The sequence below is a fragment of the Ruegeria sp. H9 genome, from assembly GCF_056532915.1.
This window is the reverse complement of the sequence record NZ_JBQFNX010000001.1, coordinates 825,952-849,090: the sequence shown is the minus strand read 5'-3', so window position 1 is coordinate 849,090 and position 23,139 is coordinate 825,952. Positions and strand designations below refer to the sequence as shown.

Annotated in this window: 34 protein-coding genes and 1 pseudogene; 1 reads left to right on the top strand and 34 read right to left on the bottom strand. The window is 56.2% G+C overall.

Annotated features, from left to right (window positions below; translation table 11 throughout):
* Window positions 1–5: 5 nt before the first annotated feature.
* Entirely contained in the window at window positions 6–479 is a 474-nt protein-coding gene (gene rplO, locus ACR0CZ_RS03940; protein ID WP_170392891.1) for a 50S ribosomal protein L15, read from the bottom strand.
* A gap of 200 nt (window positions 480–679) precedes the next feature.
* On the bottom strand, window positions 680–895 hold the full coding sequence (locus ACR0CZ_RS03935; protein WP_170392892.1) for a DUF1127 domain-containing protein: 216 nt from the start codon (window positions 893–895) through the stop codon (window positions 680–682).
* 213 nt (window positions 896–1,108) lie between these two features.
* On the opposite strand from ACR0CZ_RS03935, the gene petA reads away from it, so the two are divergent.
* On the top strand, window positions 1,109–1,708 hold the full coding sequence (gene petA / locus ACR0CZ_RS03930; RefSeq protein ID WP_170392893.1) for a ubiquinol-cytochrome c reductase iron-sulfur subunit: 600 nt from the start codon (window positions 1,109–1,111) through the stop codon (window positions 1,706–1,708).
* 56 nt (window positions 1,709–1,764) lie between these two features.
* Here the strand turns inward: petA and rpmD are convergent, their stop codons facing one another.
* From rpmD to rpsL, 32 genes and pseudogenes are all read right to left on the bottom strand, one after another.
* Complete coding sequence (gene rpmD / locus ACR0CZ_RS03925) at window positions 1,765–1,953, bottom strand: 50S ribosomal protein L30 (RefSeq protein ID WP_170392894.1); 189 nt, start codon at window positions 1,951–1,953, stop codon at window positions 1,765–1,767.
* Window positions 1,954–1,965: 12 nt separating this feature from the next.
* Complete coding sequence (rpsE, locus tag ACR0CZ_RS03920) at window positions 1,966–2,535, bottom strand: 30S ribosomal protein S5 (RefSeq protein ID WP_155148691.1); 570 nt, start codon at window positions 2,533–2,535, stop codon at window positions 1,966–1,968.
* A gap of 116 nt (window positions 2,536–2,651) precedes the next feature.
* Entirely contained in the window at window positions 2,652–3,011 is a 360-nt protein-coding gene (gene rplR / locus ACR0CZ_RS03915; protein WP_170392895.1) for a 50S ribosomal protein L18, read from the bottom strand.
* A gap of 11 nt (window positions 3,012–3,022) precedes the next feature.
* Complete coding sequence (gene rplF / locus ACR0CZ_RS03910; protein ID WP_170392896.1) at window positions 3,023–3,556, bottom strand: 50S ribosomal protein L6; 534 nt, start codon at window positions 3,554–3,556, stop codon at window positions 3,023–3,025.
* A gap of 11 nt (window positions 3,557–3,567) precedes the next feature.
* Window positions 3,568–3,960 carry a 30S ribosomal protein S8 gene (gene rpsH, locus ACR0CZ_RS03905; protein WP_010437099.1) on the bottom strand — a complete coding sequence of 131 codons (393 nt, stop codon included), beginning with the start codon at window positions 3,958–3,960 and terminating at the stop codon, window positions 3,568–3,570.
* A gap of 13 nt (window positions 3,961–3,973) precedes the next feature.
* Window positions 3,974–4,279: a 30S ribosomal protein S14 gene (gene rpsN / locus ACR0CZ_RS03900; protein WP_010437098.1), complete on the bottom strand. Its 306-nt coding sequence runs from the start codon at window positions 4,277–4,279 to the stop codon at window positions 3,974–3,976.
* Between the two features lie 19 nt (window positions 4,280–4,298).
* Entirely contained in the window at window positions 4,299–4,859 is a 561-nt protein-coding gene (gene rplE, locus ACR0CZ_RS03895) for a 50S ribosomal protein L5 (RefSeq protein ID WP_170392897.1), read from the bottom strand.
* Window positions 4,852–5,163: a 50S ribosomal protein L24 gene (rplX, locus tag ACR0CZ_RS03890; protein ID WP_010437096.1), complete on the bottom strand. Its 312-nt coding sequence runs from the start codon at window positions 5,161–5,163 to the stop codon at window positions 4,852–4,854. The genes rplE and rplX overlap by 8 nt, the downstream gene beginning before the upstream one ends.
* A 2-nt stretch (window positions 5,164–5,165) precedes the next feature.
* Entirely contained in the window at window positions 5,166–5,534 is a 369-nt protein-coding gene (gene rplN, locus ACR0CZ_RS03885) for a 50S ribosomal protein L14 (protein WP_008757934.1), read from the bottom strand.
* Window positions 5,535–5,609: 75 nt separating this feature from the next.
* Window positions 5,610–5,840 (bottom strand): 30S ribosomal protein S17, encoded by a 231-nt coding sequence (rpsQ, locus tag ACR0CZ_RS03880; protein ID WP_068340771.1) that lies wholly within the window; start codon window positions 5,838–5,840, stop codon window positions 5,610–5,612.
* A 4-nt stretch (window positions 5,841–5,844) separates the two neighbouring features.
* On the bottom strand, window positions 5,845–6,051 hold the full coding sequence (gene rpmC, locus ACR0CZ_RS03875; RefSeq protein WP_010437082.1) for a 50S ribosomal protein L29: 207 nt from the start codon (window positions 6,049–6,051) through the stop codon (window positions 5,845–5,847).
* A 271-nt stretch (window positions 6,052–6,322) separates the two neighbouring features.
* A complete protein-coding gene (locus tag ACR0CZ_RS03870) occupies window positions 6,323–7,105 on the bottom strand; it encodes an SDR family NAD(P)-dependent oxidoreductase (protein WP_170392898.1) in 783 nt (260 codons plus the stop codon).
* 54 nt (window positions 7,106–7,159) lie between these two features.
* On the bottom strand, window positions 7,160–7,780 hold the full coding sequence (locus ACR0CZ_RS03865) for a 2OG-Fe(II) oxygenase family protein (RefSeq protein ID WP_170392899.1): 621 nt from the start codon (window positions 7,778–7,780) through the stop codon (window positions 7,160–7,162).
* Between the two features lie 40 nt (window positions 7,781–7,820).
* Window positions 7,821–8,369: an amino acid synthesis family protein gene (locus tag ACR0CZ_RS03860; RefSeq protein WP_170465257.1), complete on the bottom strand. Its 549-nt coding sequence runs from the start codon at window positions 8,367–8,369 to the stop codon at window positions 7,821–7,823.
* A 161-nt stretch (window positions 8,370–8,530) separates the two neighbouring features.
* On the bottom strand, window positions 8,531–8,944 hold the full coding sequence (gene rplP, locus ACR0CZ_RS03855; protein ID WP_039538270.1) for a 50S ribosomal protein L16: 414 nt from the start codon (window positions 8,942–8,944) through the stop codon (window positions 8,531–8,533).
* A gap of 12 nt (window positions 8,945–8,956) precedes the next feature.
* The gene (gene rpsC / locus ACR0CZ_RS03850; protein WP_170392901.1) at window positions 8,957–9,667 is read right to left on the bottom strand and encodes a 30S ribosomal protein S3; all 711 of its coding nucleotides are present in this window, start codon (window positions 9,665–9,667) and stop codon (window positions 8,957–8,959) included.
* Window positions 9,667–10,047 (bottom strand): 50S ribosomal protein L22, encoded by a 381-nt coding sequence (gene rplV / locus ACR0CZ_RS03845; RefSeq protein ID WP_039538267.1) that lies wholly within the window; start codon window positions 10,045–10,047, stop codon window positions 9,667–9,669. The genes rpsC and rplV overlap by 1 nt, the downstream gene beginning before the upstream one ends.
* A 3-nt stretch (window positions 10,048–10,050) precedes the next feature.
* Window positions 10,051–10,329, bottom strand: coding sequence for a 30S ribosomal protein S19 (gene rpsS, locus ACR0CZ_RS03840; RefSeq protein WP_010437056.1), 279 nt, complete (start codon window positions 10,327–10,329; stop codon window positions 10,051–10,053).
* Window positions 10,330–10,332: 3 nt separating this feature from the next.
* Entirely contained in the window at window positions 10,333–11,175 is an 843-nt protein-coding gene (gene rplB / locus ACR0CZ_RS03835; RefSeq protein ID WP_008757664.1) for a 50S ribosomal protein L2, read from the bottom strand.
* A gap of 307 nt (window positions 11,176–11,482) precedes the next feature.
* Window positions 11,483–12,517, bottom strand: a complete 1,035-nt coding sequence (locus tag ACR0CZ_RS03830; RefSeq protein ID WP_170392902.1) for a fatty acid desaturase — start codon at window positions 12,515–12,517, stop codon at window positions 11,483–11,485.
* Window positions 12,518–12,768: 251 nt separating this feature from the next.
* Window positions 12,769–13,401: a hypothetical protein gene (locus ACR0CZ_RS03825; RefSeq protein ID WP_170392903.1), complete on the bottom strand. Its 633-nt coding sequence runs from the start codon at window positions 13,399–13,401 to the stop codon at window positions 12,769–12,771.
* Window positions 13,398–13,694 (bottom strand): 50S ribosomal protein L23, encoded by a 297-nt coding sequence (locus tag ACR0CZ_RS03820; protein WP_008757532.1) that lies wholly within the window; start codon window positions 13,692–13,694, stop codon window positions 13,398–13,400. Before ACR0CZ_RS03820 ends, ACR0CZ_RS03825 begins: the two co-directional genes overlap by 4 nt.
* The gene (rplD, locus tag ACR0CZ_RS03815; protein WP_010437039.1) at window positions 13,691–14,308 is read right to left on the bottom strand and encodes a 50S ribosomal protein L4; all 618 of its coding nucleotides are present in this window, start codon (window positions 14,306–14,308) and stop codon (window positions 13,691–13,693) included. The genes ACR0CZ_RS03820 and rplD overlap by 4 nt, the downstream gene beginning before the upstream one ends.
* Window positions 14,305–15,030 (bottom strand): 50S ribosomal protein L3, encoded by a 726-nt coding sequence (gene rplC / locus ACR0CZ_RS03810; RefSeq protein ID WP_008758167.1) that lies wholly within the window; start codon window positions 15,028–15,030, stop codon window positions 14,305–14,307. Before rplC ends, rplD begins: the two co-directional genes overlap by 4 nt.
* A gap of 18 nt (window positions 15,031–15,048) precedes the next feature.
* Window positions 15,049–15,363 (bottom strand): 30S ribosomal protein S10, encoded by a 315-nt coding sequence (gene rpsJ / locus ACR0CZ_RS03805; RefSeq protein ID WP_008756422.1) that lies wholly within the window; start codon window positions 15,361–15,363, stop codon window positions 15,049–15,051.
* A gap of 256 nt (window positions 15,364–15,619) precedes the next feature.
* On the bottom strand, window positions 15,620–16,276 hold the full coding sequence (locus ACR0CZ_RS03800; RefSeq protein ID WP_170392904.1) for a hypothetical protein: 657 nt from the start codon (window positions 16,274–16,276) through the stop codon (window positions 15,620–15,622).
* Window positions 16,277–16,442: 166 nt separating this feature from the next.
* Window positions 16,443–16,586 (bottom strand): annotated as a pseudogene (locus tag ACR0CZ_RS03795) (EF-Tu C-terminal domain-related protein); the annotation flags it as partial.
* Window positions 16,587–16,613: 27 nt separating this feature from the next.
* Window positions 16,614–18,326, bottom strand: coding sequence for an amidohydrolase (locus tag ACR0CZ_RS03790; protein WP_480503737.1), 1,713 nt, complete (start codon window positions 18,324–18,326; stop codon window positions 16,614–16,616).
* 238 nt (window positions 18,327–18,564) lie between these two features.
* Entirely contained in the window at window positions 18,565–19,740 is a 1,176-nt protein-coding gene (gene tuf / locus ACR0CZ_RS03785; RefSeq protein ID WP_010441214.1) for an elongation factor Tu, read from the bottom strand.
* Window positions 19,741–19,800: 60 nt separating this feature from the next.
* Entirely contained in the window at window positions 19,801–21,918 is a 2,118-nt protein-coding gene (fusA, locus tag ACR0CZ_RS03780) for an elongation factor G (RefSeq protein ID WP_170328783.1), read from the bottom strand.
* Window positions 21,919–21,936: 18 nt separating this feature from the next.
* On the bottom strand, window positions 21,937–22,407 hold the full coding sequence (gene rpsG, locus ACR0CZ_RS03775; protein WP_010441203.1) for a 30S ribosomal protein S7: 471 nt from the start codon (window positions 22,405–22,407) through the stop codon (window positions 21,937–21,939).
* A 15-nt stretch (window positions 22,408–22,422) separates the two neighbouring features.
* Window positions 22,423–22,794: a 30S ribosomal protein S12 gene (rpsL, locus tag ACR0CZ_RS03770; protein ID WP_005621086.1), complete on the bottom strand. Its 372-nt coding sequence runs from the start codon at window positions 22,792–22,794 to the stop codon at window positions 22,423–22,425.
* Window positions 22,795–23,139: the final 345 nt, after the last annotated feature.

Sequence of the window (23,139 nt, the reverse complement as noted above, 5' to 3'; positions counted from 1 at the left end):
AGCGCTTACTCTGCCGCAGCAGCTTTTGTGACCTGAAGTGAACCGCCCGCTTTTTCAACTGCTTCAACCGCAGCTTTCGAAGCGCCGGTGACTTCCAGGTTCAGCTTGGCGGTGATTTCACCTTTGGCCAGAACGCGGACACCGTCCAGCTTGCGGCGGACCAGACCGGATGCAACCAGCGCATCCTCGGTGATCGCAGCCTTGGCGTCCAGCTTGCCGGCGTCGACGAACTTCTGGATCAGGCCCAGATTGATAACCGCGAATTCCTTGCGGTTCGGCTTGTTAAAGCCACGCTTAGGCAGACGTTGGTACAGCGGCATCTGGCCGCCTTCATAGCCATTGATGGCCACACCCGAACGGGATTTCTGGCCTTTGATACCACGGCCACCCATTTTACCTTTGCCGGAACCGGGACCACGGCCAACGCGGGTGCGTTTCGGGCTAGCGCCAGGATTGTCGCGCAATTCATGCAGTTTCATATCGCTTCTCCTAAGCCGGATGTGACCCCCGAAGCGTGATGGGCCAACCACGGCGTTTCTTGGTTTTGATTCTCGTGGATGGAAATCCACCGGAGCGCTCTACAGCGTTGCGGCTTTGGTTGCAAGGTTTGATCCATCACAATTGCCAAAACCAAAAGAGGCGCCGAAATGGCGCCCCTTCAACGGTGAGTGTTGGGGTGTTACGCGCAATATGCGTGGTCGCGTGCAATATCTGCGATATCACAACGGCGAACGCCGATATCGTCCAGCTCGCGGTTGCTCAGGCTTTGCAATTCGCGATAAGTGCGGCTGTATTCCGCAGCGCGGGCGCGGTTCTCTTTTACGCGCTCAACAAAGCTCTCGATACGAGCGCTCAGGTTGAAGCCGCCATGAGTCAGTGTAGCTGTATGTGCCATATCTAATTTCCTTTCTGTTCCAGGGCGTATTCCCTGGGCGTTTCCATTTGTTCCTTTGTGGACCAGGCTCAGATAGGAGCATTAGATACCGCTAACAACGCGTGTTTTGGTCTAGCCGGTATGCGTTTGGTGAATGGCGGTGAAACCTTAGCAGCGCATTTTCAAACGCTTTCGAATGATGATATTGATGTTTGATATTGGGGGGATCGCCTTATGATACGCAGAGATTCTCTGGTTTTTGGCGGCGCAACCTGCCTGGCTTTAAGAGGCCAAACCGTATCTTCCCAAACTTGGAGTGAACGGTATGGACGTTCTCAACCCATTGAGATTACCAAAGTTGATCTAAATGGGCTAACTCCGGGTCAGCAAATGCTCATCAAGTTTCGGGACGGTCCGGTTACTGTCAGATATCGGACCCAAAAAGAAGTCGACGCTGCACGCTCAACACCACTGAGTGAGTTGCCTGACAAATTTGCACGAAATGCAAATCTTCGTGCAGATGCCCCAGCGACAGATGAAAATCGATCATTCGGAGAAGATGGGCGCTGGTTGGTATATCGTCCCATTTGCACGCATTTGAATTTCATAACCTTCCCGGCAACTCAGCCCTTTGGAGGCGAACCTTATTGGATTAACTGCCCATCACATGGAGGCAGATACGACTCGGCAGGGCGCGTCAGAGCCGGCCCAGCACCTGAGAACCTGCCAATCCCACCTGTGCGTTTTCTTTCTAATGGAGTTTTGGAAATCCGCTCTCGCGACAGCTTTAGTAACGAAAAGGCCGTGCGCGACTCACATCCGTCTGATTGGTAGAAAAAAACGCCCCCGACATCGTCGAGGGCGCTTCAATTACTTCAAAGAACTCGCGCTTAGCCGCGCTCTTCGATGATCTCAACCAGATGCGGGATCTTGTTGACCATGCCGCGGATCGAAGGTGTGTCTTCCAGTTCGCGGGTGCGGTTCATCTTGTTCAGGCCCAGGCCGATCAGGGTTGCGCGCTGTTCGGCGGGGCGGCGGATCGGGGAGCCGATCTGCTTGACGACGATGGTTTTTGCCATGGGTCGCTCTCCTTATGCTTCTGCTTCAGCAGCAGCCGGTGCTTCGTCCCGCTTGGGCAGGATGTCAGCAACCTTTTTGCCACGACGTGCAGCAACCGAACGCGGGCTCTGCTCTTTCTGCAGGCCGTTGATGGTGGCGCGGATCATGTTGTACGGGTTCTGCGAGCCCAGCGATTTGGACACAACGTCCTTCACGCCCAGCATTTCGAACACGGCACGCATCGGACCACCGGCGATGATACCGGTACCTTCAGGTGCGGTGCGCATAACCACTTTACCGGCGCCGTGACGGCCCTCGATGTCGTGGTGCAGCGTACGACCTTCGCGCAGTTGCACGCGGATCATCTGACGCTTGGCTTGTTCGGTTGCCTTACGAATGGCCTCAGGTACTTCTTTTGCTTTACCCTTGCCAAAGCCGACGCGGCCTTTCTGATCGCCGACAACCACCAGAGCGGCGAAGCCAAAGCGCTTACCACCTTTTACGGTTTTCGACACGCGGTTGATTGCGACCAGACGATCTGCAAATTCCGGCGCTTCTTCACGATCGCGGCCACGGCCCCGACGGTTTTCACGTTCTGCCATTTGGCATCCCTTTTCTCATGTGGCGCATGCGGCGCCGTTTAGTTCAATCCAAGTGAGCCCCGACTGTCGCCGAGGCCCCCGGATCATCGGGGCAGCCGCAAAGCTGCCCGCAAGTCTTAGATCTTCAGACCACCTTCACGCGCGGCGTCGGCCAGAGCCTTCACCTTGCCGTGGAACAGGAAGCCGCCACGATCGAAATAGGCCTCTTCGACGCCTGCCTTTTTGGCGCGCTCGGCGATGGCCGCGCCCACTTTGGTGGCCGCTTCGACGTTGTTCTTGCCCACAACGCCCAGATCCTTTTCCAGGGTCGAGGCTGCGGCCAGGGTCACGCCACGTACGTCGTCGATCAGCTGAACAGAGATGTTCTTGTTCGAACGGTGTACGGACAGACGCGGACGACCCGCGTTGACCTTGCGAAGTTTGTTCCGAACGCGCAGGCGGCGCTTCAGAAACAGGGTTCTTTTGCTGTTTGCCATTGTCTGCGTCCTTACTTCTTCTTACCTTCCTTGCGGAAGATGAACTCGCCTTTATAGCGGATGCCCTTGCCTTTGTACGGCTCGGGACGGCGCCATTCGCGGATTTTGGCCGCGACTTCGCCCACCTGCTGCTGGTCGATACCTTCCACAACGATCTCGGTCTGCTTCGGCGCGGTGATGGTGACACCTTCCGGAGCAGTGAAATCAACATCATGGCTGTAGCCCAGGTTCAGCTTCAGGGTATTACCCTGCATCTGAGCCCGGTAACCAACACCCTGGATCTCCAGCTCTTTTTTGAAGCCGTTTGTTACGCCTTCAACAAGATTAGCGACCATGGTGCGGCTCATGCCCCACTGCTGTCGCGCACGCTTGGACATGCCACGGGGATCGATCTTGACCACGTTGTCTTCAACCGACAACGTAACGTCGTCGGTGGCGGTGAAGCTACGAGTGCCTTTCGGACCTTTCACTTCGATGGTCTGACCCGACACAGAGGCGGTAACGCCGCTGGGCAGCTCGACCGGTTTTTTACCAATACGAGACATTGCAGACCTCCTTAGAAGACGGTGCAGAGCACTTCGCCGCCAACATTGTTGGAGCGAGCGTTTGCGTCCGACATCACACCTTTCGGAGTGCTGACAATCGACACGCCCAGACCCTGACGGACCTGCGGGATGTCATTGACGCCCATGTAGACGCGACGGCCAGGCTTGGAAACCCGCTTGAGTTCGCGAATAACAGGGGTGCCTTCGTAGTATTTCAGGCTGATTTCGATGGCCGGATGACCGTTTTCACCGGTCGTCGCTTCGTAGCCACGGATGTAACCTTCGTCCGCCAGCACGTCCAGAACCCAGCCGCGCAGCTTAGAAGCCGGGGTGGAAACGGTGGACTTGCCGCGCATTTGCGCGTTGCGGATACGGGTGAGCATATCGCCGATAGGATCATTCATATCTATGTCTCCCTTACCAGCTCGATTTCACCATGCCGGGGATCTGACCAGCAGAACCCAGCTCGCGCAGCGCGATACGGCTGACCTTCAGCTTACGGTAGTAAGCGTGGGGACGACCTGTCAGCTGACAACGGTTGTGCAGACGGGTAGCCGAGCTGTTGCGCGGCAGTTTCGCCAGTTTCAGACGCGCTTTGAAACGCTCTTCCATCGGCTTGCTCTCGTCATTCGCGATTTCTTTCAGCTCGGCACGCTTTGCGGCATATTTGGCCACCAGGCGTTCGCGCTTCTTCTCGCGTTCGATCATTGCTTTTTTAGCCATGTCTCAATCCTCCCGGCGCTTACGCGTTGAACGGCATGTTGAATGCTTTCAACAATGCCTTTGCTTCAGCGTCGGTTTTCGCTGTGGTGGCAATTACGATATCCAGGCCCCAGACCTCGTCGACCTTGTCGAAGTCGATTTCCGGGAACACGATGTGCTCTTTCATGCCCATGGCAAAGTTGCCACGACCATCGAAAGACGGCTTCACACCGCGGAAGTCACGAACGCGAGGCATCGCGATAGTGATCAGACGATCCAGAAATTCGTACATCCGGTCACCGCGCAGGGTCACTTTCGCACCCAGCGGCATGTCTTCACGGACGCGGAAACCCGCGATCGACTTCTTCGCCTTGGTTGCAACGGCCTTCTGGCCAGCAATCGCAGTCAGATCCTCGACAGCAGCTTTCGCTTTCTTCGAGTCTTTGACAGCCTCAGCACCACAACCGATGTTCAGAACGATTTTTTCCAGCTTGGGCAGCTGCATGTCGTTCTTGTAGCCGAACTCTTCTTTCAGAGCGGCACGGATGGTTTCGGCGTACTGAGCTTTCAGACGCGGGGTGTAGGTTGCGTTATCAAGCATCGATCACGTCCCCTGTGGTCTTGGCGAAGCGCACCTTCTTGTCGCCTTCCATGCGGAAGCCAACGCGGGTTGCTTTGCCGTTTTTGTCCAGCAGTGCCAGATTCGACAGCTCGATCGGGTTTGCCTGAGGCAGGCGACCACCTTGCGAGGTTTGCGACTGACGGGTGTGGCGGATGGCGATGTTGATGCCATCGACAACGGCTTTACCGGCTTTCGGGTCAACCGAGGTGATAGTTCCCTCTTTGCCCTTGTCCTTGCCGGCCAGCACGACGACCTTGTCGCCTTTGCGGAGTTTAGCAGCCATGATTACAGCACCTCCGGAGCCAGCGAGATGATTTTCATGAAGTTCTTGCCGCGCAGTTCACGAACAACGGGGCCAAAGATACGGGTACCTACGGGCTCGTTGTTGTTGTTCAGGATGACGGCGGCGTTGCGATCGAAACGGATCGCGGTGCCGTCTTCACGACGGACTTCCTTGGCGGTGCGTACGACGACGGCCTTGCGGACGTCCCCTTTCTTCACGCGGCCGCGCGGGATGGCTTCCTTCACCGAGACGACAATGATGTCGCCTACGGAGGCGTATTTACGCTTGGAACCACCCAGGACCTTGATGCACTGAACTCGGCGTGCGCCGGAGTTGTCAGCGACATCCAGATTGGTCTGCATCTGGATCATGTGGTTTCTCCCGACCTGTGGGGGCTGGTCTCGTTAAATCCCCCAGGGTTTCGACAAATGAAAAGTCCTGGGGGCTTACGCCTCCAGAACCTCCCAACGTTTCGTCTTCGATTTCGGCGCGCATTCGATGATGCGTACGGTGTCGCCGACCTTGAAGGCGTTCTTTTCATCGTGAGCCCGGTATTTCTTGGACTTACGGATGGTTTTCTTCAGAACCGGATGCGTAAAGCGGCGCTCGACGGATACGGTTACGGTCTGTTCGTTGGCGTCGCTGGTCACGGTGCCTTGCAGGATACGCTTGGGCATCTGATTACTCCTCGGATGCCGCAGCAGCGGCCTTTTCGTTCAGAATGGTTTTGACACGGGCAGCATTGCGGCGGGCCGCTTTGATGCCGGCTGTGTTTTCCAGCTGACCGGTTGCCTGTTGAAAGCGCAGGTTAAAGCTTTCTTTCTTCAGGTTGGCCAGTTCCTCGCGGAGCTGGTCCGGGGTCTTGTCACGCAGTTCTTGGGCGTTCATCGCCTTTTCCTTTGCTCAAAACACCAGAAGGCCCCCTTACAGGGTCACCTTTGACCTGGTGGATGAATGATAGACATACGAATCGCCCGACAACGCCGGGAGATCGCAGGATGCCGCCGTATAAGGGTTTGGGGGGTGGGTGGCAAGGGAAAGTTTCAAACCGTGTTCGGGCAGATGAAACTACCTGTTTCCAAATTACCGCCGCCCTCTGAAACCGGGCAGCAGATCACTACTGCGACCTTTCTGGATCCCGACAAACGCGGCCAAGTGCTCAGTCACCCTTCTCCTGCATTTTCCGAACCATTTTCAGGCGCGCGCGTCGCGGCAGCAACGGCATGACCCAACCCAGCACAAACGCGAGCGACTTATCGTTGATCACCGTGAGCTTCCCATCGATCATGGCGTCATAGCCGACTTTGGCCACGGCCTCAGCAGTCGCCCCTTTTTGGGCAACAAGCTTCGTGCCCTCAAGATTTGCAGCAGCAGCAAATTCGGTCACGACATAGCCCGGCTCCAGCGCCGTCACAGTGACGCCTTTGCCTTTCAGCTCCTCCGCGAGCGCCTGACTGAAACTCGAAACATAGGCCTTGGTGGCAAAATAGGTCGCCTGCAATGGACCCGGCATATGCGCCGCAGTCGAACTGACATTCAGTATCTTTCCGCCACCGCCACTGATCATATCCGTGCCGAACAGATGGCACAAAGATACAAGGGCTTCGACGTTCAGCCGGATCATATCCAGATCGTCCGAAAGGCGGCGATCCAAAAAAGCCCCATGCCCTCCGAATCCAGCATTGTTGATCAGGTAGTCGACCGTCAGGTCTCTGCACTTGACGGCCTCATAAAGTTTTTCCGCGCCTCCAACAGCACCCAGATCAAGCGGAATCGCAGTGACAGTAACATCGTGGGCGGCCTCAAGCTCTGATCTGAGGGCATCCAACGCATCTCCGCGCCGCGCACTGATGATCAGATTGCCGCCTTGTGACGCATGATAACGTGCCAATTCCCGACCAATTCCGGATGATGCGCCTGTGACGAGAGCTGTTTTGGTCATAGTATCCTCCGACGAAGTAACTGGAGCGCTTTCACCTTGACGCTTTAAGACGCTTCACTCCCATTTATAGTTGAAGCTAACAGAAATCCGCTCGTCCTCGGCCATGTTCATCGGCACTTCGTGGCGCAGCCAGCTTTCCCACAGCAGGACGTCACCTACCTGCGGCTTCATATAGATGAAAGGCTGCAATTCCCGGCGCCCGCCCTTCAGCCGCGTCGGTGCGGCCATCATGCGGCCCGACCGCGGGTCTTCCAGTTTCAACGCACTGGCCCCTTCGGGCATGGACACATAAGTCGTGCCTGAGATGACGCTGTGCGGATGCAGGTGGCTGGCATGCATCCCGCCTTCAGGGAGGATATTGATCCACAGATCCTCAAGCTTCAACGCGCGGTCGTCCAGATCAAACTCCAAATCCTTGGCGAAAGCCGCGACGTGCTGATCCAGCACTTTGACAAGATCGGCAAATATCGGAAATCGCCAAGGCAAATCGGTCAGCGAAGCATAACTGGTGTAGCCGGGATACGCGTTCGCTTCACACCAGTCCTGCCCGGCCTCATCATCTTCAGCAATAACAAGGCATGAACTTTCCAATTCCTCCGCGTCGATCCTGGGATCGAATTCGGACAAGTTTGCGCGATAGAGACGGGTGACGAAGAGTGATTCAATCTGTGCCATGGGCTGGGCATACCCCAGCCCTCTCGGCAAGACCAGCCGCTTAGGTCTTGATGGGCCCTTTGCCACAGCGTGGTATCGGGCGACTTCCGTCGGCATAGGCGAGGCACAGCACGATCTCATCCGGTTTCGGCGCATCTGGGATGTTCAGCGTCATCGTGTCGAAATGATCGAACGACCACGGATTGTCCTTGTGCCCCAGCGGAAGATCAATCGCGCAACCCGGCGCGCCCAGCTTGGCGTTGGACGGTATCACCGCCTCACCTCCGCCCACCGCAGCGCGCATGGGCGCACCGAGTTTGGGGTGGATCACCGCCCCGCCCTGCTCAAGATCGCCGTTCATGCCGACAATCGCGGCTTTGCCGTACGAAACCGGCGGCCCATCAAGCTGAGAAACTGCCTCAGCGGCGAGTTCCAAACCCAGAATGGCGCCGATCTCGAACAACTCTGAAAGATCGTCCGAGAAGTGCCCGGCAAGAGGGTTCTGCATCACCGCCAGCGCTGCAACCCGACTGATCGGATCACAAGGCTGGCCCAACTGGTCGGTGGTTATGACTTCCTTAATGAGCATCTTTTTGCGCAGCTGAACCATAGGGCCCTCCCATTCCTGCAAGTTAGCCTAGAGGCGGGGTGGCTGGAGGTCGACGTTTTTCAGGACCCACGAAATCACGGGCTGCCGAGCTAAAAGAAAACCCCCGCCGGTTTCCCGACGAGGGTCATTCTTGTAACGAGTGGGGTCAAAGCCCCAATCGCTTACCAGTCTTCGCGGACCACAACGCGCGTCTTGATCGGCAGCTTCATCGCAGCCAGGCGCAGGGCCTCGCGGGCGATGTCGTCATTGACGCCGTCAATTTCGAACATCACACGACCGGGCTTTACTTTCGCTGCCCAGAAGTCAACGGAGCCCTTACCTTTACCCATACGGACTTCGGTCGGCTTCGAGGTCACGGGGGTATCCGGGAAGATCCGGATCCAGACGCGGCCTTGACGTTTCATGTGACGGGTCATGGCACGACGTGCAGCTTCGATCTGACGCGCGGTGACGCGCTCGGGCTGCAGTGCTTTCAGACCGTAGGTGCCAAAGTTCAGATCGGAACCGCCTTTGGCGAGCCCCTTGATCCGGCCCTTGTGCATCTTGCGGAATTTAGTACGCTTTGGTTGAAGCATATCTTTCCCTCCTTAGCGACGACCGCCACCAGCACCACGAGGTGCAGGGCCGTCCTGGAGTTCCTGTGCTTTACGGTCACGTGCCTGCGGATCGTGCTCCATGATCTCACCTTTGAAGATCCAGACCTTGATCCCGATGATCCCGTAAGGAGTCATCGCTTCGGCATGTGCGTAATCGATGTCGGCACGCAGGGTGTGCAGAGGCACGCGGCCTTCGCGGTACCACTCGGTCCGTGCGATTTCGGCGCCGCCCAGACGACCAGCGACGTTCACCCGGATACCCAGGGCGCCCATGCGCATGGCGTTCTGAACCGAGCGCTTCATGGCGCGACGGAACGAAACACGACGTTCCAGCTGCTGAGCGATGGACTCGGCAACCAGCTGCGCGTCAAGCTCGGGCTTGCGCACTTCGACGATGTTCAGGTGCAGTTCGCTGTCGGTCATAAGAGCAAGCTTTTTGCGCAGAACTTCAATGTCTGCACCTTTCTTGCCGATGATGACACCGGGACGTGCAGTGTGGATCGTAACGCGGCACTTCTTGTGCGGACGTTCGATGATCACACGGGCAACACCGGCCTGCTTGCACTCTTTGTTGATGAACTCACGGATTTTGAGGTCTTCCAGCAGAAGATCACCGTAGTCTTTGGTGTCGGCGTACCAGCGGCTGTCCCAGGTGCGGTTGACCTGAAGGCGCATGCCGATCGGATTGACTTTATGTCCCATTAGGCTTGCTCCTCAACTTGACGCACCTTGATGGTGATCTCCGAGAACGGCTTCATGATCTTGCCGAAACGGCCACGGGCACGCGGACGACCGCGCTTCATGACCAGGTTCTTGCCAACCCAGGCTTCGGCGACGATCAGTTCGTCGACATCCAGGTTGTGGTTGTTCTCGGCGTTGGCGATTGCAGACTGCAGGCACTTCTTGACGTCCTGCGCGACACGCTTGTTCGAGAAAGTCAGGTCGGTCAGAGCCTTCTCAACTTTCTTGCCGCGGATCATCTGCGCAACCAGGTTCAGTTTCTGCGGGCTAGTACGGAGCATGCGCGTTTTCGCCATTGCCTCGTTTTCAGCCACGCGGCGGGGGTTCTTTTCCTTGCCCATGACTTACTTCCGCTTCGCTTTTTTGTCAGCGGCGTGACCGTAATAGGTACGAGTCGGCGAGTATTCACCGAACTTCTGACCGATCATGTCTTCCGAGACGTTGACGGGGATATGCTTATGGCCGTTGTACACACCAAAGGTCAGACCCACGAACTGGGGCAGAATGGTGGAACGACGCGACCAAATCTTGATGACTTCGTTGCGGCCCGACTCGCGCGCTGCTTCGGCTTTTTTCAGCACGTAAGCATCGACGAAAGGACCCTTCCAAACAGAGCGAGACATAGATTAACGTCCCTTCTTCTTGGCGTGCCGCGAGCGGATGATCAGCTTCTGGGACGCTTTGTTCTTGTTGCGGGTACGCTTACCCTTGGTGTCCTTACCCCACGGAGTAACCGGCGTACGGCCACCCGAGGTACGACCTTCACCACCACCGTGCGGGTGATCGATCGGGTTCATTGCAACACCACGAACGGACGGACGAACGCCCTTGTGGCGCATACGACCGGCTTTACCGAGGTTTTGGTTGCTGTTGTCGGGGTTGGAAACGGCACCAACGGTGGCCATGCATTCCTGACGGACCATGCGCAGCTCGCCCGAGCTCAGACGGATCTGAGCGTAGCCGCCATCGCGACCAACGAACTGAGCGTAAGTACCGGCCGCACGTGCGATCTGACCGCCTTTACCAGGCTTCATCTCGATGTTGTGGACGATGGTACCAATGGGCATGCCCGAGAAGGGCATTGCGTTGCCCGGCTTGATGTCGGCCTTGGCGGATGCCACGACTTTGTCACCAACAGCCAGACGCTGCGGAGCCAGGATATATGCCTGCTCGCCGTCTTCGTATTTTACCAGTGCGATGAATGCGGTCCGGTTCGGGTCATATTCGATCCGCTCGACGGTTGCCGCGACATCAAATTTATTCCGTTTGAAGTCAACGATCCGGTAGAGACGCTTTGCGCCACCGCCGCGGCGGCGTGAAGTGATCCGTCCGGTGTTGTTCCGGCCGCCCGATTTGGTCAAACCCTCAGTGAGAGACTTGACCGGACGTCCTTTCCAAAGCTCCGAACGGTCGATCAGCACCAGCCCGCGCTGGCCCGGCGTCGTCGGCTTGTACGACTTGAGTGCCATGCTTTCTGTCTTCCGTTTAGCAAGTGCGGGGATTTTCCCGCTATGTGATAGGCCCCCGTAGGTGCCAAGGGTATAGGGCCCCGAAGGTCCCCGGTTACAAATATCAGAGGCCCCGGAACGAATCCGAGGCCGCAAGATTGGGAGCGTGTAGCAGTGTTGAGGATGGGTGTCTATAGGGTGCGGCCCAAGATTCTTATGGAGACCAAAGAAAAAGGCACCGCAACATTTGCCCCAGGTTCCAATTTCGCAAGTCGCGCGATCAGTGGGTATTACTTATCCGGCCGGAAGAACTCAGGTAACTTGCCACTCACTGATACAATGCGCGAACCTCGGCGAAGGACAACAGGCGGCGGTGTTTTTCGTCCCACAGGTGCAACCGCGCGTTGGCAATGCTCTCACGAATGGTCATCCTGTTGCTTTTTGCCAACTCGTCGTGATCGCGCAGCACTTCGGTCAGGCGGTAGAACGGAATGCGGCTGTACAGATGGTGCACGTGGTGGATGCCGATATTGGCACTGAACCACTGTAGCACCGGCGGCAGAACATAATGCGAGCTTCCGTGCAGGGCCGCCTCGTGCAACTGCCAATCCTTGTCCGATTCCCAATGCGTTTCTTCGAATTGGTGCTGAACATAAAACAGCCATACTCCTGCAGTTGCCGCAATCAGGGTTGAGGGCAGAAAAATCAGTAGGACCGGCATCAAGCCGCCATAGTAGTAGACAGCAAAAAGTGCGGTCAGAATAGCTATATTGGTGCCCATCGCGCTGACCCAGAACCGAGCGCTACCAGTTAAACCCAAGGGCAGACGGTTTTGGAGCAGGAACAAATAGCCGGGACCAAGTACGAACAGTGTGACCGGATTGCGGTAAACGCGATACCAGAACCGGTTCATGGGAGACTTGGATTGGTACTCAGCCACTGTCAACGTGTGGATATCCCCCATTCCCCGCTTGTCCAAGTTACCCGAACTGTTGTGATGGTAAGAATGAGTGCGGCGCCAGACATCATAGGGTGTTAGGGTCAGCACCCCGATCACCCGTCCAACCCAGTCGCTGACTGTCCGGTTCTTGAAGAACGCCCCGTGCCCGCAATCGTGTTGGATCGCAAACAGGCGCAGCAGGAAGGCCGCATTCAAGACCGCAATGGCAAATGCCAGCCAGTAGCTGATGGATAATGCCATCCAGGACAGCGCCCAAAGCACAAAGAATGGGATAATGCTGATACCCAGCTCAAAGGAACTGCGCCATTGATTAGGTTCGCGGTATTTGGCAAGCGTCGAAACCCAATCCCGCGCGGCAGTTCTATCCGGGTTTTCCCGGGTCGAGAGAGAGGTTTCGGTCATGCGCCTGCCATGTCTTTTGCTTGTTGGAAGCCGGATAGACTACCCGCGCGACATAGCAAGCGAATTGTGCAAAATATGAGAGTTTAGTGCTCAAATTTTTGTGTCGCCGCGTAAGAACAACCCCCATAAGCACACCCCTTACCTCTCCCCAAAGACGCGTCCAATCACGGACCGCAGGATATATCGATATGAGGTCTCTCTTCCAGGGTTGCACCTGCTTCTGACGCGTTTCTGATGGGTCAACGCAACTCTTACCCCAACGACCGCCTTCTGCAGAGCGGCTCAGACTCTACCGCGATACGCTGCTTGAGTTTGATATGACCCAAAACCTCGCGAAATGCGCGGTGCTTGGGTTTGCCTTCCAGATAATCCGCCAGTTTGAGCAGGTTGATCGGGTGCTTCGTAATTAACGTCTCGATCCGCTGCACCGCTTCGTCCAGCACGTAGTGATCCACGTACTGGCAGGCCACCTGTGTGGGCGTAAGGAGACAGTAATCCTGCGGGCGTTTCTCAGTATAGCGCGTGATGTCGAAGGGCGACGCACCGAGGGCGTGGAACTTGGGGATGTGCACACGCATCTCGGCCTCGACGTGTTCCAACACCGTACCCGAGGTCTGGCGAAACCCCAGCGGACCAAGCTTATCGACCACATGATTGCGCATCGCCGGAGAGATCATGTCCACATCCGCCCGGTCGTATTTCAGATCGTCGAAAACCGACAAAAGCCCCAGCTTTTCATCGGCGATCTGAAAATAGGGCTCGGCGCTGAAAGCCCGCATCTTCTCCAACACCTGCGCACGCGCAATTTCAGGGTCTGAAACGAAATCGGCCCCGGCGGGTTGAACCGCCGGGGCCGTGAATAGTCGCAGTAAGCGTCGGATCAAAGACCGGTGCTCACGTCGATTGTGTTACCCTCTTCCAGGGTCACATATGCTTTTTTGACGTCTTTCCGACGGCCCAGCTGGCCGCGGAACCGCTTGACCTTGCCTTTGGTCACAGTGGTGTTCACCGCTTTGACCTTTACACCAAACAGCGCCTCAACGGCCTCTTTGATCTGCGGCTTGTTGCTATCGATCGCCACTTCAAAGACAACCGCGCCGTTTTCGGACGCCATGGTCGACTTTTCAGTGATGATCGGCTTGCGGATCACGTCGTAGTGTTCTGCCTTCGCGCTCATTTCAGACGAGCCTCCAGTGCTTCGACAGCCGCTTTGGTGAGCACCAGAGTGTCACGCTTGAGGATGTCATAGACGTTTGCGCCCATCGACGGCAGGATATCCAGACCTTCGATGTTCTTGGACGCTTTCAGGAACCCTTCGTTCACGGTCGCGCCATCGATGACCAGAGCGCGTTTCCAGCCCAGGTTTGCAACCTGTTTGGCCAGAGCGGCGGTCTTGCCTTCGGCTTCGGCGTTCTCGATTACGACCAGTTCACCTGCCTTGGCTTTTGCCGACAGAGCGTGGCGCAGGCCAAGCTTGCGGAACTTCTTCGGCAGGTCGTGGCCGTGCGAACGCACGACGGGTCCTTTGTAGATACCACCACCACGGAAGATCGGTGCGTTACGGTCACCATGGCGTGCGCCACCGGTGCCCTTCTGGCGATAGATCTTCTTGGTCGAGTAGCTGGTTTCCGAGCGGGTCTTGACCTTGTGGGTGCCGGCCTGCGCGTTGTTGCGCTGCCAACGGACCACACGGTGCAGGATGTCCGCGCGCGGCTCGAGGCCGAACAGGTCCGCATCCAGCTCGATGTTGCCGGCTTTGCCGCCGTCCAGTTTGATTACATCAAGTTTCATGCTTCACCACCTTCCGCGGGAGCTTCTTCCGCAGGTGCTTCGGTTGCAGCCGATTTCACAGCAGCCGGGAAAGGCAGGCCTTCCGGTGCTTTCTTCTTGACGGCGTCCTTGACAGTGACCCATCCCGATTTCGGTCCGGGAACGGCGCCTTTGATGAAGACCAGATTCCGGTCGGCGTCGGTTTTGACGACTTCCAGGTTCTGGGTGGTTACACGGGCAGCGCCCATGTGACCGGCCATCTTCTTGCCTTTGAACACCTTGCCCGGGTCCTGACACTGACCGGTCGAACCGTGCGAACGGTGGCTGATCGAAACACCGTGCGAGGCGCGCAGACCACCAAAGTTCCAACGCTTCATCGCACCGGCGAAGCCTTTACCGATCGAGGTGCCCGAAACGTCAACCTTCTGACCTTCCAGGAAGTGTTCCGCCGAAATCTCGGCGCCCACATCGATCAGGCCATCTTCGGAGACGCGGAACTCGGCCAGCTTACGCTTGGGCTCGACCTTGGCAGCGGCATAGTGACCGCGCATGGCCTTCGAGGTGCGTTTTGCTTTGGCAGCACCAGCGCCCAGCTGAACGGCAGTGTAGCCGTCTTTGTCAGCGGTGCGCTGTGCAACGACCTGCAGGTTGTCCAGGTGGAGAACGGTCACAGGGATCTGCTTGCCGTCTTCCATGAACAGGCGGGTCATGCCAACTTTTTTTGCGATAATACCAGAGCGCATAATCTATACCCTCCGATCTTACGACTGCAGCTTGATCTCGACGTCCACACCAGCAGCGAGGTCGAGCTTCATCAGCGCGTCAACGGTCTGGGGGGTCGGATCAACGATGTCCAAGAGACGCTTGTGCGTGCGGATCTCGAACTGGTCGCGGGATTTCTTGTCAACGTGAGGGCCACGGAGAACCGTGAACTTCTCGATCTTGTTCGGCAGCGGGATCGGGCCGCGCACGTTCGCGCCGGTCCGCTTGGCAGTGTTGACGATCTCTTGCGTGCTGGCATCCAGAACGCGATAGTCAAATGCCTTCAGCCGAATACGGATGTTTTGGCTTTGCATAGATACAGCCTTTTATCAGGCGTTGAGGTTGAGAGGAGGACAGACGCGCATCGCCAACCCTCATCGAACCCAAAAGGCGGGAATCACCCCGCCTTGATGTTCTTGATGAGAACTCGCGCGTATTAGTGGGGTTGTTGGGGTTTGGCAAGGGGGAAATCAGATATCGTCAGTCTGACAGAATAGAGTTCAACGAGACGGATCAACGAAGTCTCGATTTGCTAGCTGAGCGAAAGAGACTCACCCACATATGCTCTGCCTATGCGTCGCCCTCGTCATCAAGGTTAGAGCAATGATAGTATTTTGCTTGTTCAACAATTGCATCCATGAACTCAACTACGTTGTTGCGTTCAAAATAAGTCATCCGAAATTCAGGCGGAAGTAATGTCAATGAACCCTTCGCACTATGCTTAGTCCATCGATTCAAGAGCTTAACCTGAGGCAGTATGTTCCATAATTTGGCTTCAATTTTTGCAGCTGATTGAATTTCAATTCCTGTGTCAGTGTATGGCCAATTCGAGTTTGGATAATTGCGTATTACCCAACTTCTGAAGTTAAGTATTTGAGTTTCGTGCTGATAATAGTTTTTGTTAAGAGGCACCACGGCGATGTGCAGATATCCGTTGTCAGTTTCCCTAACGCTAATTTCATACGCATCACTGAAATCAAGTGTGCGAAGGTTAACGTATCGATCATACTTGATTAGGTAGTCGTTGCTTTTGGTTGGCACAATCATTCTCGAAAACGAAACACTACATCCTTCAATGAGAATGTTTGAGTAACCCATGCTTTTTAAGGCGCTATATACCTGCGCATCACTGGATGGCGCGGACACCAAAACGTTCGGGGCTAAAGTTCCAATCCAAAATACTAAACTTGAAAAAATTGACATCGCAAAGCGCGGCTTTTTGGACATGTCCAAATCATCTTCTCTCAAAGGATTGGTCGGTTAAAAAAGAGACTGCCAGATTGTGGTTTCAATAGTGACTGTGTTCAATCTCTAAAAGTAATAAAGGCCGCCCCTTTTGGAGCGGCCTACTTAGGCTCACCGATGTGCCGGGCTGAACCCCGACCTACCGTGATTACTCGATGACTTTCGACACAACACCGGCGCCGACAGTGCGACCGCCTTCGCGGATCGCGAAGCGCAGACCGTCTTCCATCGCGATCGGCGCGATCAGCTCAACGGTGAAGCCAAAGCTGTCGCCGGATAAAACCAATTCGGTGACGTCTCAGTTCCCAAAACCCACAGGCTAGTTCCTAACAAGCCACGGGGCTTCAACCTTCATGCCTTGATAGACCGCGTGCATGAAAAGGTGTGCAATCACAGGGTCATTTGAAAATGGCGAGAATTGCAGATTTCCCTCTCTGACATCGCCTTCCGCTTCATAGACCACCTCGTCGCCTTTAATCGTTACACGCACTTCAAGCTCCGCCAGTGTTTCCGGATCGACGGCAGTAGGATCGTCCGACAAAATCACAAAGTCCGCGACTTTTCCAACTTCGATAGACCCCTTCTCGTCTTCTTCAAAATGCTGCCAGGCGGGCCAGATTGTCATGGCTTTCAAGGCGGTCATAACGTCGACTCTTTGATGGGGACCCAAAATGTCACCAGACCGTGTGCGGCGGGTTACCGTCGCGGCGAGAACACGCATGCTGTTCGGAAAGGCGACCGGCGCATCGTGATGCGTGCCGAACTTCATGCCACGCTCGTGCAGCCATCCTGTAGGCGAAATATTTTCTGCGTTTATCGGCCCGACCGTATGATCCCGGTGCCAATCGCCCCAATAGAACGTATGCATCGGAAAGAGCGACGGAAACACACCAAGGCGCTTAAGGCTTGCGACTTGATCCTCGCGAAGAAACTGACCGTGAATCAGAACTGGGCGGTTGCCAGGATCGCCATACTTGATCTGTGCCTCTTCGAGTGCAGCAATCAGCATGTCAGATGCCCCTTCACCGTTGGAATGCACGAGGATTTGGAAATCGTTGTCGTAACACCAATTCACCGCGTCCTGGAGTTGCTCCATCGTGATGGCTGCGTATCCTGCGTAGCCGGCAGCATAGTTCCCAACCGGATCATAATAGGGTCGATCCCTTAAAGCGGTGAAACCTTGCGGCGAGCCATCAATTGTAAGTTTACAGCCCCCGACCCGAACCCTGTTTTCGTAGCTTTTCGAAGTGTTCGCACCAATAAACTCTTTCGACTCAAGAACATCCGGGAAGGCTACTACATCGATTGGAAGAGCTTCTTCCGCAGCAACTTTCCTGAGAACCTCGACAATCTGACCTGATGATCGGCCTTCCTGCCCGGTCGTATATCCAAACTTTGCCCAAAGGTCGGTTCCAGCTCGGGCAAATGCTGCCAGACCCTCTTCACCCAGATTTCCCAGCAAGGGAACGAGAACAGAAAAGAACGCGTACTCCTCCAGAACACCGTTTGGCTCTCCGGCCTCATCGCGTTGGATCACCCCGCCCGGAGGTGCTTCGGAAGCCGCCGTTATACCAGCTAATTCCAAAGCTTTCGAGTTTGCGACACCTATATGCCCAGACTGATGAATAATGACGACCGGCAAGTCCTCAGACACAATGTCCAGCTCTTGTCGTGTTGGGTGACGGAGTTCCTTTAATTGAGCATTATCGTAACCAAAACCGATGATCATTTTGACCTGCTCAACGGCTTGCGCATTCTCCTCGGCCCAGTCAGTCAGCGTGGATTGCAGACTGGCGATATCAATGACATCCCCGTCCGGTGGCGCAAGAAGGTTAGCGGACAGGGCTTGCAGGCCGCCCATGACGACATGTCCGTGGCTATCAACGAAACCCGGAAGCATCGCGCGCCCTTCCAGATCATAGGTTTCGGTTTCCTCACCCTGATGCACCGACAAGTCAGATAGCGACCCGACCGCAAGAATGCGCCCGTCTTTGACTGCGACAGCTTCGGCGGACGGAGCCGTATCGTTCATCGTTACAATTGGCCCGCCCAAATAGATCCGATCCGCAATCTGTTGTGAGGACGCAGAGGTAGATGAGAAAGCAACCGCTGCGACAAGACAAACTGAACGCGCCCAAAAGTGCATCTTATGACCTCTTTCTAATTGCAATGTCTCAATACGAAAGAAGTTAGCATTACTGTTGGCTTAGGCAAAAACGAAAAAGGGCGCCCCGAGGGACGCCCTTTCTTTGTATATTCGCTTACGCGAATTACTCGATGATTTTCGAGACGACGCCGGCGCCGACGGTGCGGCCGCCTTCGCGGATGGCAAAGCGCAGGCCGTCTTCCATCGCGATCGGAGCGATCAGCTCGACGGTGAAGCCGACGTTGTCGCCGGGCATAACCATCTCGGTGCCAGCCGCCAGAGTCACGGTGCCGGTCACGTCAGTTGTACGGAAGTAGAACTGCGGACGGTAGTTCGCAAAGAACGGGGTGTGACGACCGCCTTCTTCCTTGGTCAGGATGTAGGCTTCGGCTTCGAACTTGGTGTGCGGTGTAACCGAACCCGGCTTACACAGAACCTGGCCACGCTCAACACCGTCACGGTCGATACCGCGCAGCAGTGCGCCGATGTTGTCGCCCGCTTCACCGCGATCCAGCAGCTTGCGGAACATTTCAACACCGGTACAGGTGGTTTTCTGAGTGTCACGGATGCCGACGATTTCGATCTCGTCGCCAACATTGATCACGCCACGCTCGACACGGCCGGTCACAACGGTACCACGGCCCGAGATCGAGAACACGTCTTCGACCGGCATCAGGAACGGCTTGTCGACTTCACGCTCAGGGGTGTCGATGTAGTCATCAACAGCCGCCATCAGTTCCTTGATCTTCTCTTCGCCGATTTCCGGGTTGTTGCCTTCCATCGCCGCCAGAGCCGAACCTGCGATGATCGGAATATCGTCGCCGGGGTATTCATAGCTGGACAGCAGTTCGCGAACTTCCATCTCAACCAGTTCCAGCAGCTCTTCGTCGTCAACCTGGTCAACTTTGTTCATGAACACGACCATCTTCGGGATGCCAACCTGGCGGCCCAGCAGGATGTGCTCGCGGGTCTGCGGCATCGGGCCGTCAGCTGCGTTCACAACCAGGATCGCGCCGTCCATCTGAGCGGCACCGGTGATCATGTTCTTGACGTAGTCGGCGTGGCCGGGGCAGTCGACATGCGCGTAGTGGCGGTTGTCGGTCTCGTACTCCACGTGGGCGGTCGAGATGGTGATGCCACGTGCTTTTTCTTCAGGCGCGCCGTCAATCTGGTCATACGCTTTGAAGTCACCGAAATACTTGGTGATTGCTGCGGTCAGCGTGGTCTTGCCGTGGTCAACGTGGCCAATCGTGCCGATGTTGACGTGCGGCTTATTGCGCTCAAACTTTTCCTTTGCCATGATGGCCTCCTTTTTCGGTAATGAAGGGAGCGCGTTAGCCGCGCTCCCTCAAATCTTCGCTTATGCGTATTTCGCCTGAATCTCGTCCGAGATGTTCTGCGGAACCGGATCGTAGTGATCGAACTGCATGGTGAACTGGGCACGGCCCGACGACATCGAACGCAGTGTGTTGATGTAGCCGAACATGTTGGCCAGCGGAACGAACGCATCAATCGCAATTGCGTTGCCGCGCGGCTCCTGACCAGAGACCTGGCCACGACGCGAGGTCAGGTCGCCGATGATACCGCCGGTATATTCTTCCGGGGTGATCACTTCGACCTTCATGATCGGTTCCAGCAGTTTCGCGCCAGCTTTGCGCATGCCTTCGCGCATACACATCCGCGATGCGATTTCGAACGCCAGAACGCTCGAGTCAACGTCGTGGAACTTACCGTCCAGCAGGGCAACCTTGAAGTCGATCACGGGGAAGCCAGCCAGCGGGCCGCTGTCCATGACCGAGTTGATGCCTTTTTCAACACCGGGGATGTATTCCTTCGGAACGGCACCACCAACGATGCGGCTTTCGAACGAATAGCCTTCGCCTGCCTCGGTCGGTTGGATCTCCAGCTTGACTTCCGCGAACTGACCCGAACCACCCGACTGTTTCTTGTGGGTGTAGGTGTGCTCAACCGGCATCGAGATGGTTTCACGATAGGCCACCTGAGGTGCACCGATGTTCGCTTCAACCTTGAACTCGCGCTTCAGACGGTCAACCAGGATGTCCAGGTGAAGTTCGCCCATGCCCTTCATGATGGTCTGACCGGATTCCAGATCAGTTTCCACACGGAAGGACGGGTCTTCGGCGGCCAGACGGGCCAGACCCTGAGACATCTTCTCTTGGTCGCCCTTGGTTTTGGGCTCAACCGCGATCTCGATAACCGGATCGGGGAAGGTCATGGTTTCCAGAACCACCGGATCCTTCGCGTCACACAGGGTGTCACCGGTGGTGGTGTCTTTCAGACCCGCCAGCGCGATGATGTCGCCTGCAAACGCTTCTTCGATCTCTTCCCGGTTGTTCGAGTGCATCATCATCATACGACCGATGCGCTCTTTCTTACCTTTGGTCGAGTTCAGGATCGAGTCGCCCTTGTTCATGGTGCCCGAGTAAATCCGGGTGAAGGTCAGCGAGCCAACGAAGGGGTCGTTCATGATTTTGAACGCCAGACCCGAGAAGGCCATGTCGTCGTCTGCACGACGGGCGATGTCACGAACTTCTTCCTCGTCGCCGGGTTTGAAGCCCATGTAATCAACAACGTCCAGCGGGCTGGGCAGATAGTCGATCACAGCGTTGAGGAGCGGCTGAACGCCTTTGTTCTTGAACGCCGAACCACCCAGAACCGGAACGAACGCGATTTCCAGAGTACCTTTGCGCAGCAGGGCGCGCAGGGTCGGAACGTCGGGCTCATTGCCTTCCAGGTATTCCATCATCGCGTCGTCGTCCATTTCGACGGCCGCTTCGATCATCTTGCCGCGCCATTCGTCAGCCATGTCTTTCAGGCTGTCGCGGATAGGAGCTTTGATCCAGCTTGCGCCCAGATCTTCGCCCTGCCACAGCCACTCTTCCATGGTGACCAGGTCGATCAGGCCTTCCAGCTCGGACTCGGCACCGATCGGAATACCAACCGGAACAGCGCGTGCGCCGGTGCGGTCTTCGATCATGTTGACGCAGTTGAAGAAGTCAGCGCCGATCTTGTCCATTTTGTTGACGAAAACCATACGCGGAACCTTGTAGCGGTCAGCCTGACGCCACACGGTTTCGGTCTGGGGCTCAACACCGGCGTTTGCGTCCAGAACGCAGACAGCACCGTCGAGAACCGCCAGCGAACGCTCAACTTCGATGGTGAAGTCAACGTGGCCGGGGGTGTCGATGATGTTCAGGCGGTGCTTAGGAGTTTCTGCGGTCTGACCGTCCTCGGTGCGTTCCCAGAAAGTGGTGGTCGCAGCCGAAGTGATGGTGATGCCGCGTTCCTGCTCCTGCTCCATCCAGTCCATGGTGGCTGCACCATCGTGCACCTCACCGATGTTGTGGGATTTACCAGTGTAATACAGGATACGCTCCGAGCAGGTGGTCTTACCTGCGTCGATGTGCGCCATGATACCGAAGTTACGGTACAGTTCGAGCGGATATTCGCGTGCCATTGGTCTAAGCCTCTCGGATTACCAACGATAATGGCTGAAGGCTTTGTTCGCCTCGGCCATCTTGTGGGTGTCTTCGCGTTTCTTGACGGCAGTACCGCGGGACTGAACGGCGTCCAGCAGCTCGCCTGCAAGGCGCTCTTCCATGGTGTTTTCGTTGCGGCCGCGCGCAGCAGTGATCAGCCAGCGGATGGCCAGTGCTTCGCGGCGCTCAGGGCGCACTTCGACCGGAACCTGATAGGTTGCACCACCAACGCGGCGCGAGCGAACCTCGACCGACGGTTTGATGTTGTCGAGCGCTTCGTGGAACACTTCGACAGGAGCGCGCTTTACCTTGTTCTCAACGCGGTCAAACGCGTTGTAAACGATGCGCTCTGCGACCGACTTCTTGCCGTCGATCATCAGGTTGTTCATGAATTTGGTCAGTACCTTGTCGCCAAATTTGGCGTCAGGCAGGACTTCGCGTTTTTCGGCGGCGTGACGACGTGACATATCAGCCTCTCCTTCTTACTTGGGACGCTTCGCGCCGTATTTCGAACGACGTTGCTTACGATCTTTGACGCCCTGAGTATCCAGAACACCGCGCAGGATGTGGTAACGCACACCGGGAAGGTCTTTTACACGACCGCCACGGATCAGAACAACCGAGTGTTCCTGCAGGTTGTGGCTTTCACCCGGGATGTACGAGATGACCTCGAACCCGTTGGTCAAGCGCACCTTGGCAACCTTACGCATAGCCGAGTTCGGCTTCTTAGGTGTGGTGGTGTACACGCGGGTGCAGACGCCGCGTTTCTGCGGGCACTGTTCCAAGTGCATGGACTTCGAGCGTTTTACTTTGGGCTGCCGCGGTTTGCGGATCAGCTGTTGAATAGTTGGCATTCCGGTTTCTTCCCCGTTTTGCAACACACATGACATGCACGCGCGTTGCGTGCGGTTAAATTCGCTGCACTCATGCGTCCACAAGCGCAAAACCCGCGAGCGTTCCCATTCCGAGGTGAACGTCGCGGTTTGTTATCAGAGGGCGCGAACGATAAAAGTGTTCGGGCCTTGACCAGTTCATTACTGAAATCGGTTATGGGGCGGCCCCCGGTACCGAGATGTCGCGCGTATTAAGGGGAGTCGGCCCGAGTGTCAACAGCCCAGCGGGAAAGGCGTGTTGTACATAAGAGCTCCGGCCGTCTATCAGGAACTAATGGAGATTCCCACTGCGCCGACGCATTGCAG

What these genes read in the sequence shown, in the direction of transcription:
- rplO (WP_170392891.1), bottom strand. Translation starts at nt 479, where the DNA reads ATGAAACTGCATGAATTGCGCGACAATCCTGGCGCTAGCCCGAAACGC.
- ACR0CZ_RS03935 (WP_170392892.1), bottom strand. Translation starts at nt 895, where the DNA reads ATGGCACATACAGCTACACTGACTCATGGCGGCTTCAACCTGAGCGCT.
- petA (WP_170392893.1), top strand. Translation starts at nt 1,109, where the DNA reads ATGATACGCAGAGATTCTCTGGTTTTTGGCGGCGCAACCTGCCTGGCT.
- rpmD (WP_170392894.1), bottom strand. Translation starts at nt 1,953, where the DNA reads ATGGCAAAAACCATCGTCGTCAAGCAGATCGGCTCCCCGATCCGCCGC.
- rpsE (WP_155148691.1), bottom strand. Translation starts at nt 2,535, where the DNA reads ATGGCAGAACGTGAAAACCGTCGGGGCCGTGGCCGCGATCGTGAAGAA.
- rplR (WP_170392895.1), bottom strand. Translation starts at nt 3,011, where the DNA reads ATGGCAAACAGCAAAAGAACCCTGTTTCTGAAGCGCCGCCTGCGCGTT.
- rplF (WP_170392896.1), bottom strand. Translation starts at nt 3,556, where the DNA reads ATGTCTCGTATTGGTAAAAAACCGGTCGAGCTGCCCAGCGGCGTTACC.
- rpsH (WP_010437099.1), bottom strand. Translation starts at nt 3,960, where the DNA reads ATGAATGATCCTATCGGCGATATGCTCACCCGTATCCGCAACGCGCAA.
- rpsN (WP_010437098.1), bottom strand. Translation starts at nt 4,279, where the DNA reads ATGGCTAAAAAAGCAATGATCGAACGCGAGAAGAAGCGCGAACGCCTG.
- rplE (WP_170392897.1), bottom strand. Translation starts at nt 4,859, where the DNA reads ATGCTTGATAACGCAACCTACACCCCGCGTCTGAAAGCTCAGTACGCC.
- rplX (WP_010437096.1), bottom strand. Translation starts at nt 5,163, where the DNA reads ATGGCTGCTAAACTCCGCAAAGGCGACAAGGTCGTCGTGCTGGCCGGC.
- rplN (WP_008757934.1), bottom strand. Translation starts at nt 5,534, where the DNA reads ATGATCCAGATGCAGACCAATCTGGATGTCGCTGACAACTCCGGCGCA.
- rpsQ (WP_068340771.1), bottom strand. Translation starts at nt 5,840, where the DNA reads ATGCCCAAGCGTATCCTGCAAGGCACCGTGACCAGCGACGCCAACGAA.
- rpmC (WP_010437082.1), bottom strand. Translation starts at nt 6,051, where the DNA reads ATGAACGCCCAAGAACTGCGTGACAAGACCCCGGACCAGCTCCGCGAG.
- ACR0CZ_RS03870 (WP_170392898.1), bottom strand. Translation starts at nt 7,105, where the DNA reads ATGACCAAAACAGCTCTCGTCACAGGCGCATCATCCGGAATTGGTCGG.
- ACR0CZ_RS03865 (WP_170392899.1), bottom strand. Translation starts at nt 7,780, where the DNA reads ATGGCACAGATTGAATCACTCTTCGTCACCCGTCTCTATCGCGCAAAC.
- ACR0CZ_RS03860 (WP_170465257.1), bottom strand. Translation starts at nt 8,369, where the DNA reads ATGGTTCAGCTGCGCAAAAAGATGCTCATTAAGGAAGTCATAACCACC.
- rplP (WP_039538270.1), bottom strand. Translation starts at nt 8,944, where the DNA reads ATGCTTCAACCAAAGCGTACTAAATTCCGCAAGATGCACAAGGGCCGG.
- rpsC (WP_170392901.1), bottom strand. Translation starts at nt 9,667, where the DNA reads ATGGGACATAAAGTCAATCCGATCGGCATGCGCCTTCAGGTCAACCGC.
- rplV (WP_039538267.1), bottom strand. Translation starts at nt 10,047, where the DNA reads ATGGGCAAGGAAAAGAACCCCCGCCGCGTGGCTGAAAACGAGGCAATG.
- rpsS (WP_010437056.1), bottom strand. Translation starts at nt 10,329, where the DNA reads ATGTCTCGCTCTGTTTGGAAGGGTCCTTTCGTCGATGCTTACGTGCTG.
- rplB (WP_008757664.1), bottom strand. Translation starts at nt 11,175, where the DNA reads ATGGCACTCAAGTCGTACAAGCCGACGACGCCGGGCCAGCGCGGGCTG.
- ACR0CZ_RS03830 (WP_170392902.1), bottom strand. Translation starts at nt 12,517, where the DNA reads ATGACCGAAACCTCTCTCTCGACCCGGGAAAACCCGGATAGAACTGCC.
- ACR0CZ_RS03820 (WP_008757532.1), bottom strand. Translation starts at nt 13,694, where the DNA reads ATGAGCGCGAAGGCAGAACACTACGACGTGATCCGCAAGCCGATCATC.
- rplD (WP_010437039.1), bottom strand. Translation starts at nt 14,308, where the DNA reads ATGAAACTTGATGTAATCAAACTGGACGGCGGCAAAGCCGGCAACATC.
- rplC (WP_008758167.1), bottom strand. Translation starts at nt 15,030, where the DNA reads ATGCGCTCTGGTATTATCGCAAAAAAAGTTGGCATGACCCGCCTGTTC.
- rpsJ (WP_008756422.1), bottom strand. Translation starts at nt 15,363, where the DNA reads ATGCAAAGCCAAAACATCCGTATTCGGCTGAAGGCATTTGACTATCGC.
- ACR0CZ_RS03800 (WP_170392904.1), bottom strand. Translation starts at nt 16,276, where the DNA reads ATGTCCAAAAAGCCGCGCTTTGCGATGTCAATTTTTTCAAGTTTAGTA.
- ACR0CZ_RS03790 (WP_480503737.1), bottom strand. Translation starts at nt 18,326, where the DNA reads ATGAACGATACGGCTCCGTCCGCCGAAGCTGTCGCAGTCAAAGACGGG.
- tuf (WP_010441214.1), bottom strand. Translation starts at nt 19,740, where the DNA reads ATGGCAAAGGAAAAGTTTGAGCGCAATAAGCCGCACGTCAACATCGGC.
- fusA (WP_170328783.1), bottom strand. Translation starts at nt 21,918, where the DNA reads ATGGCACGCGAATATCCGCTCGAACTGTACCGTAACTTCGGTATCATG.
- rpsG (WP_010441203.1), bottom strand. Translation starts at nt 22,407, where the DNA reads ATGTCACGTCGTCACGCCGCCGAAAAACGCGAAGTCCTGCCTGACGCC.
- rpsL (WP_005621086.1), bottom strand. Translation starts at nt 22,794, where the DNA reads ATGCCAACTATTCAACAGCTGATCCGCAAACCGCGGCAGCCCAAAGTA.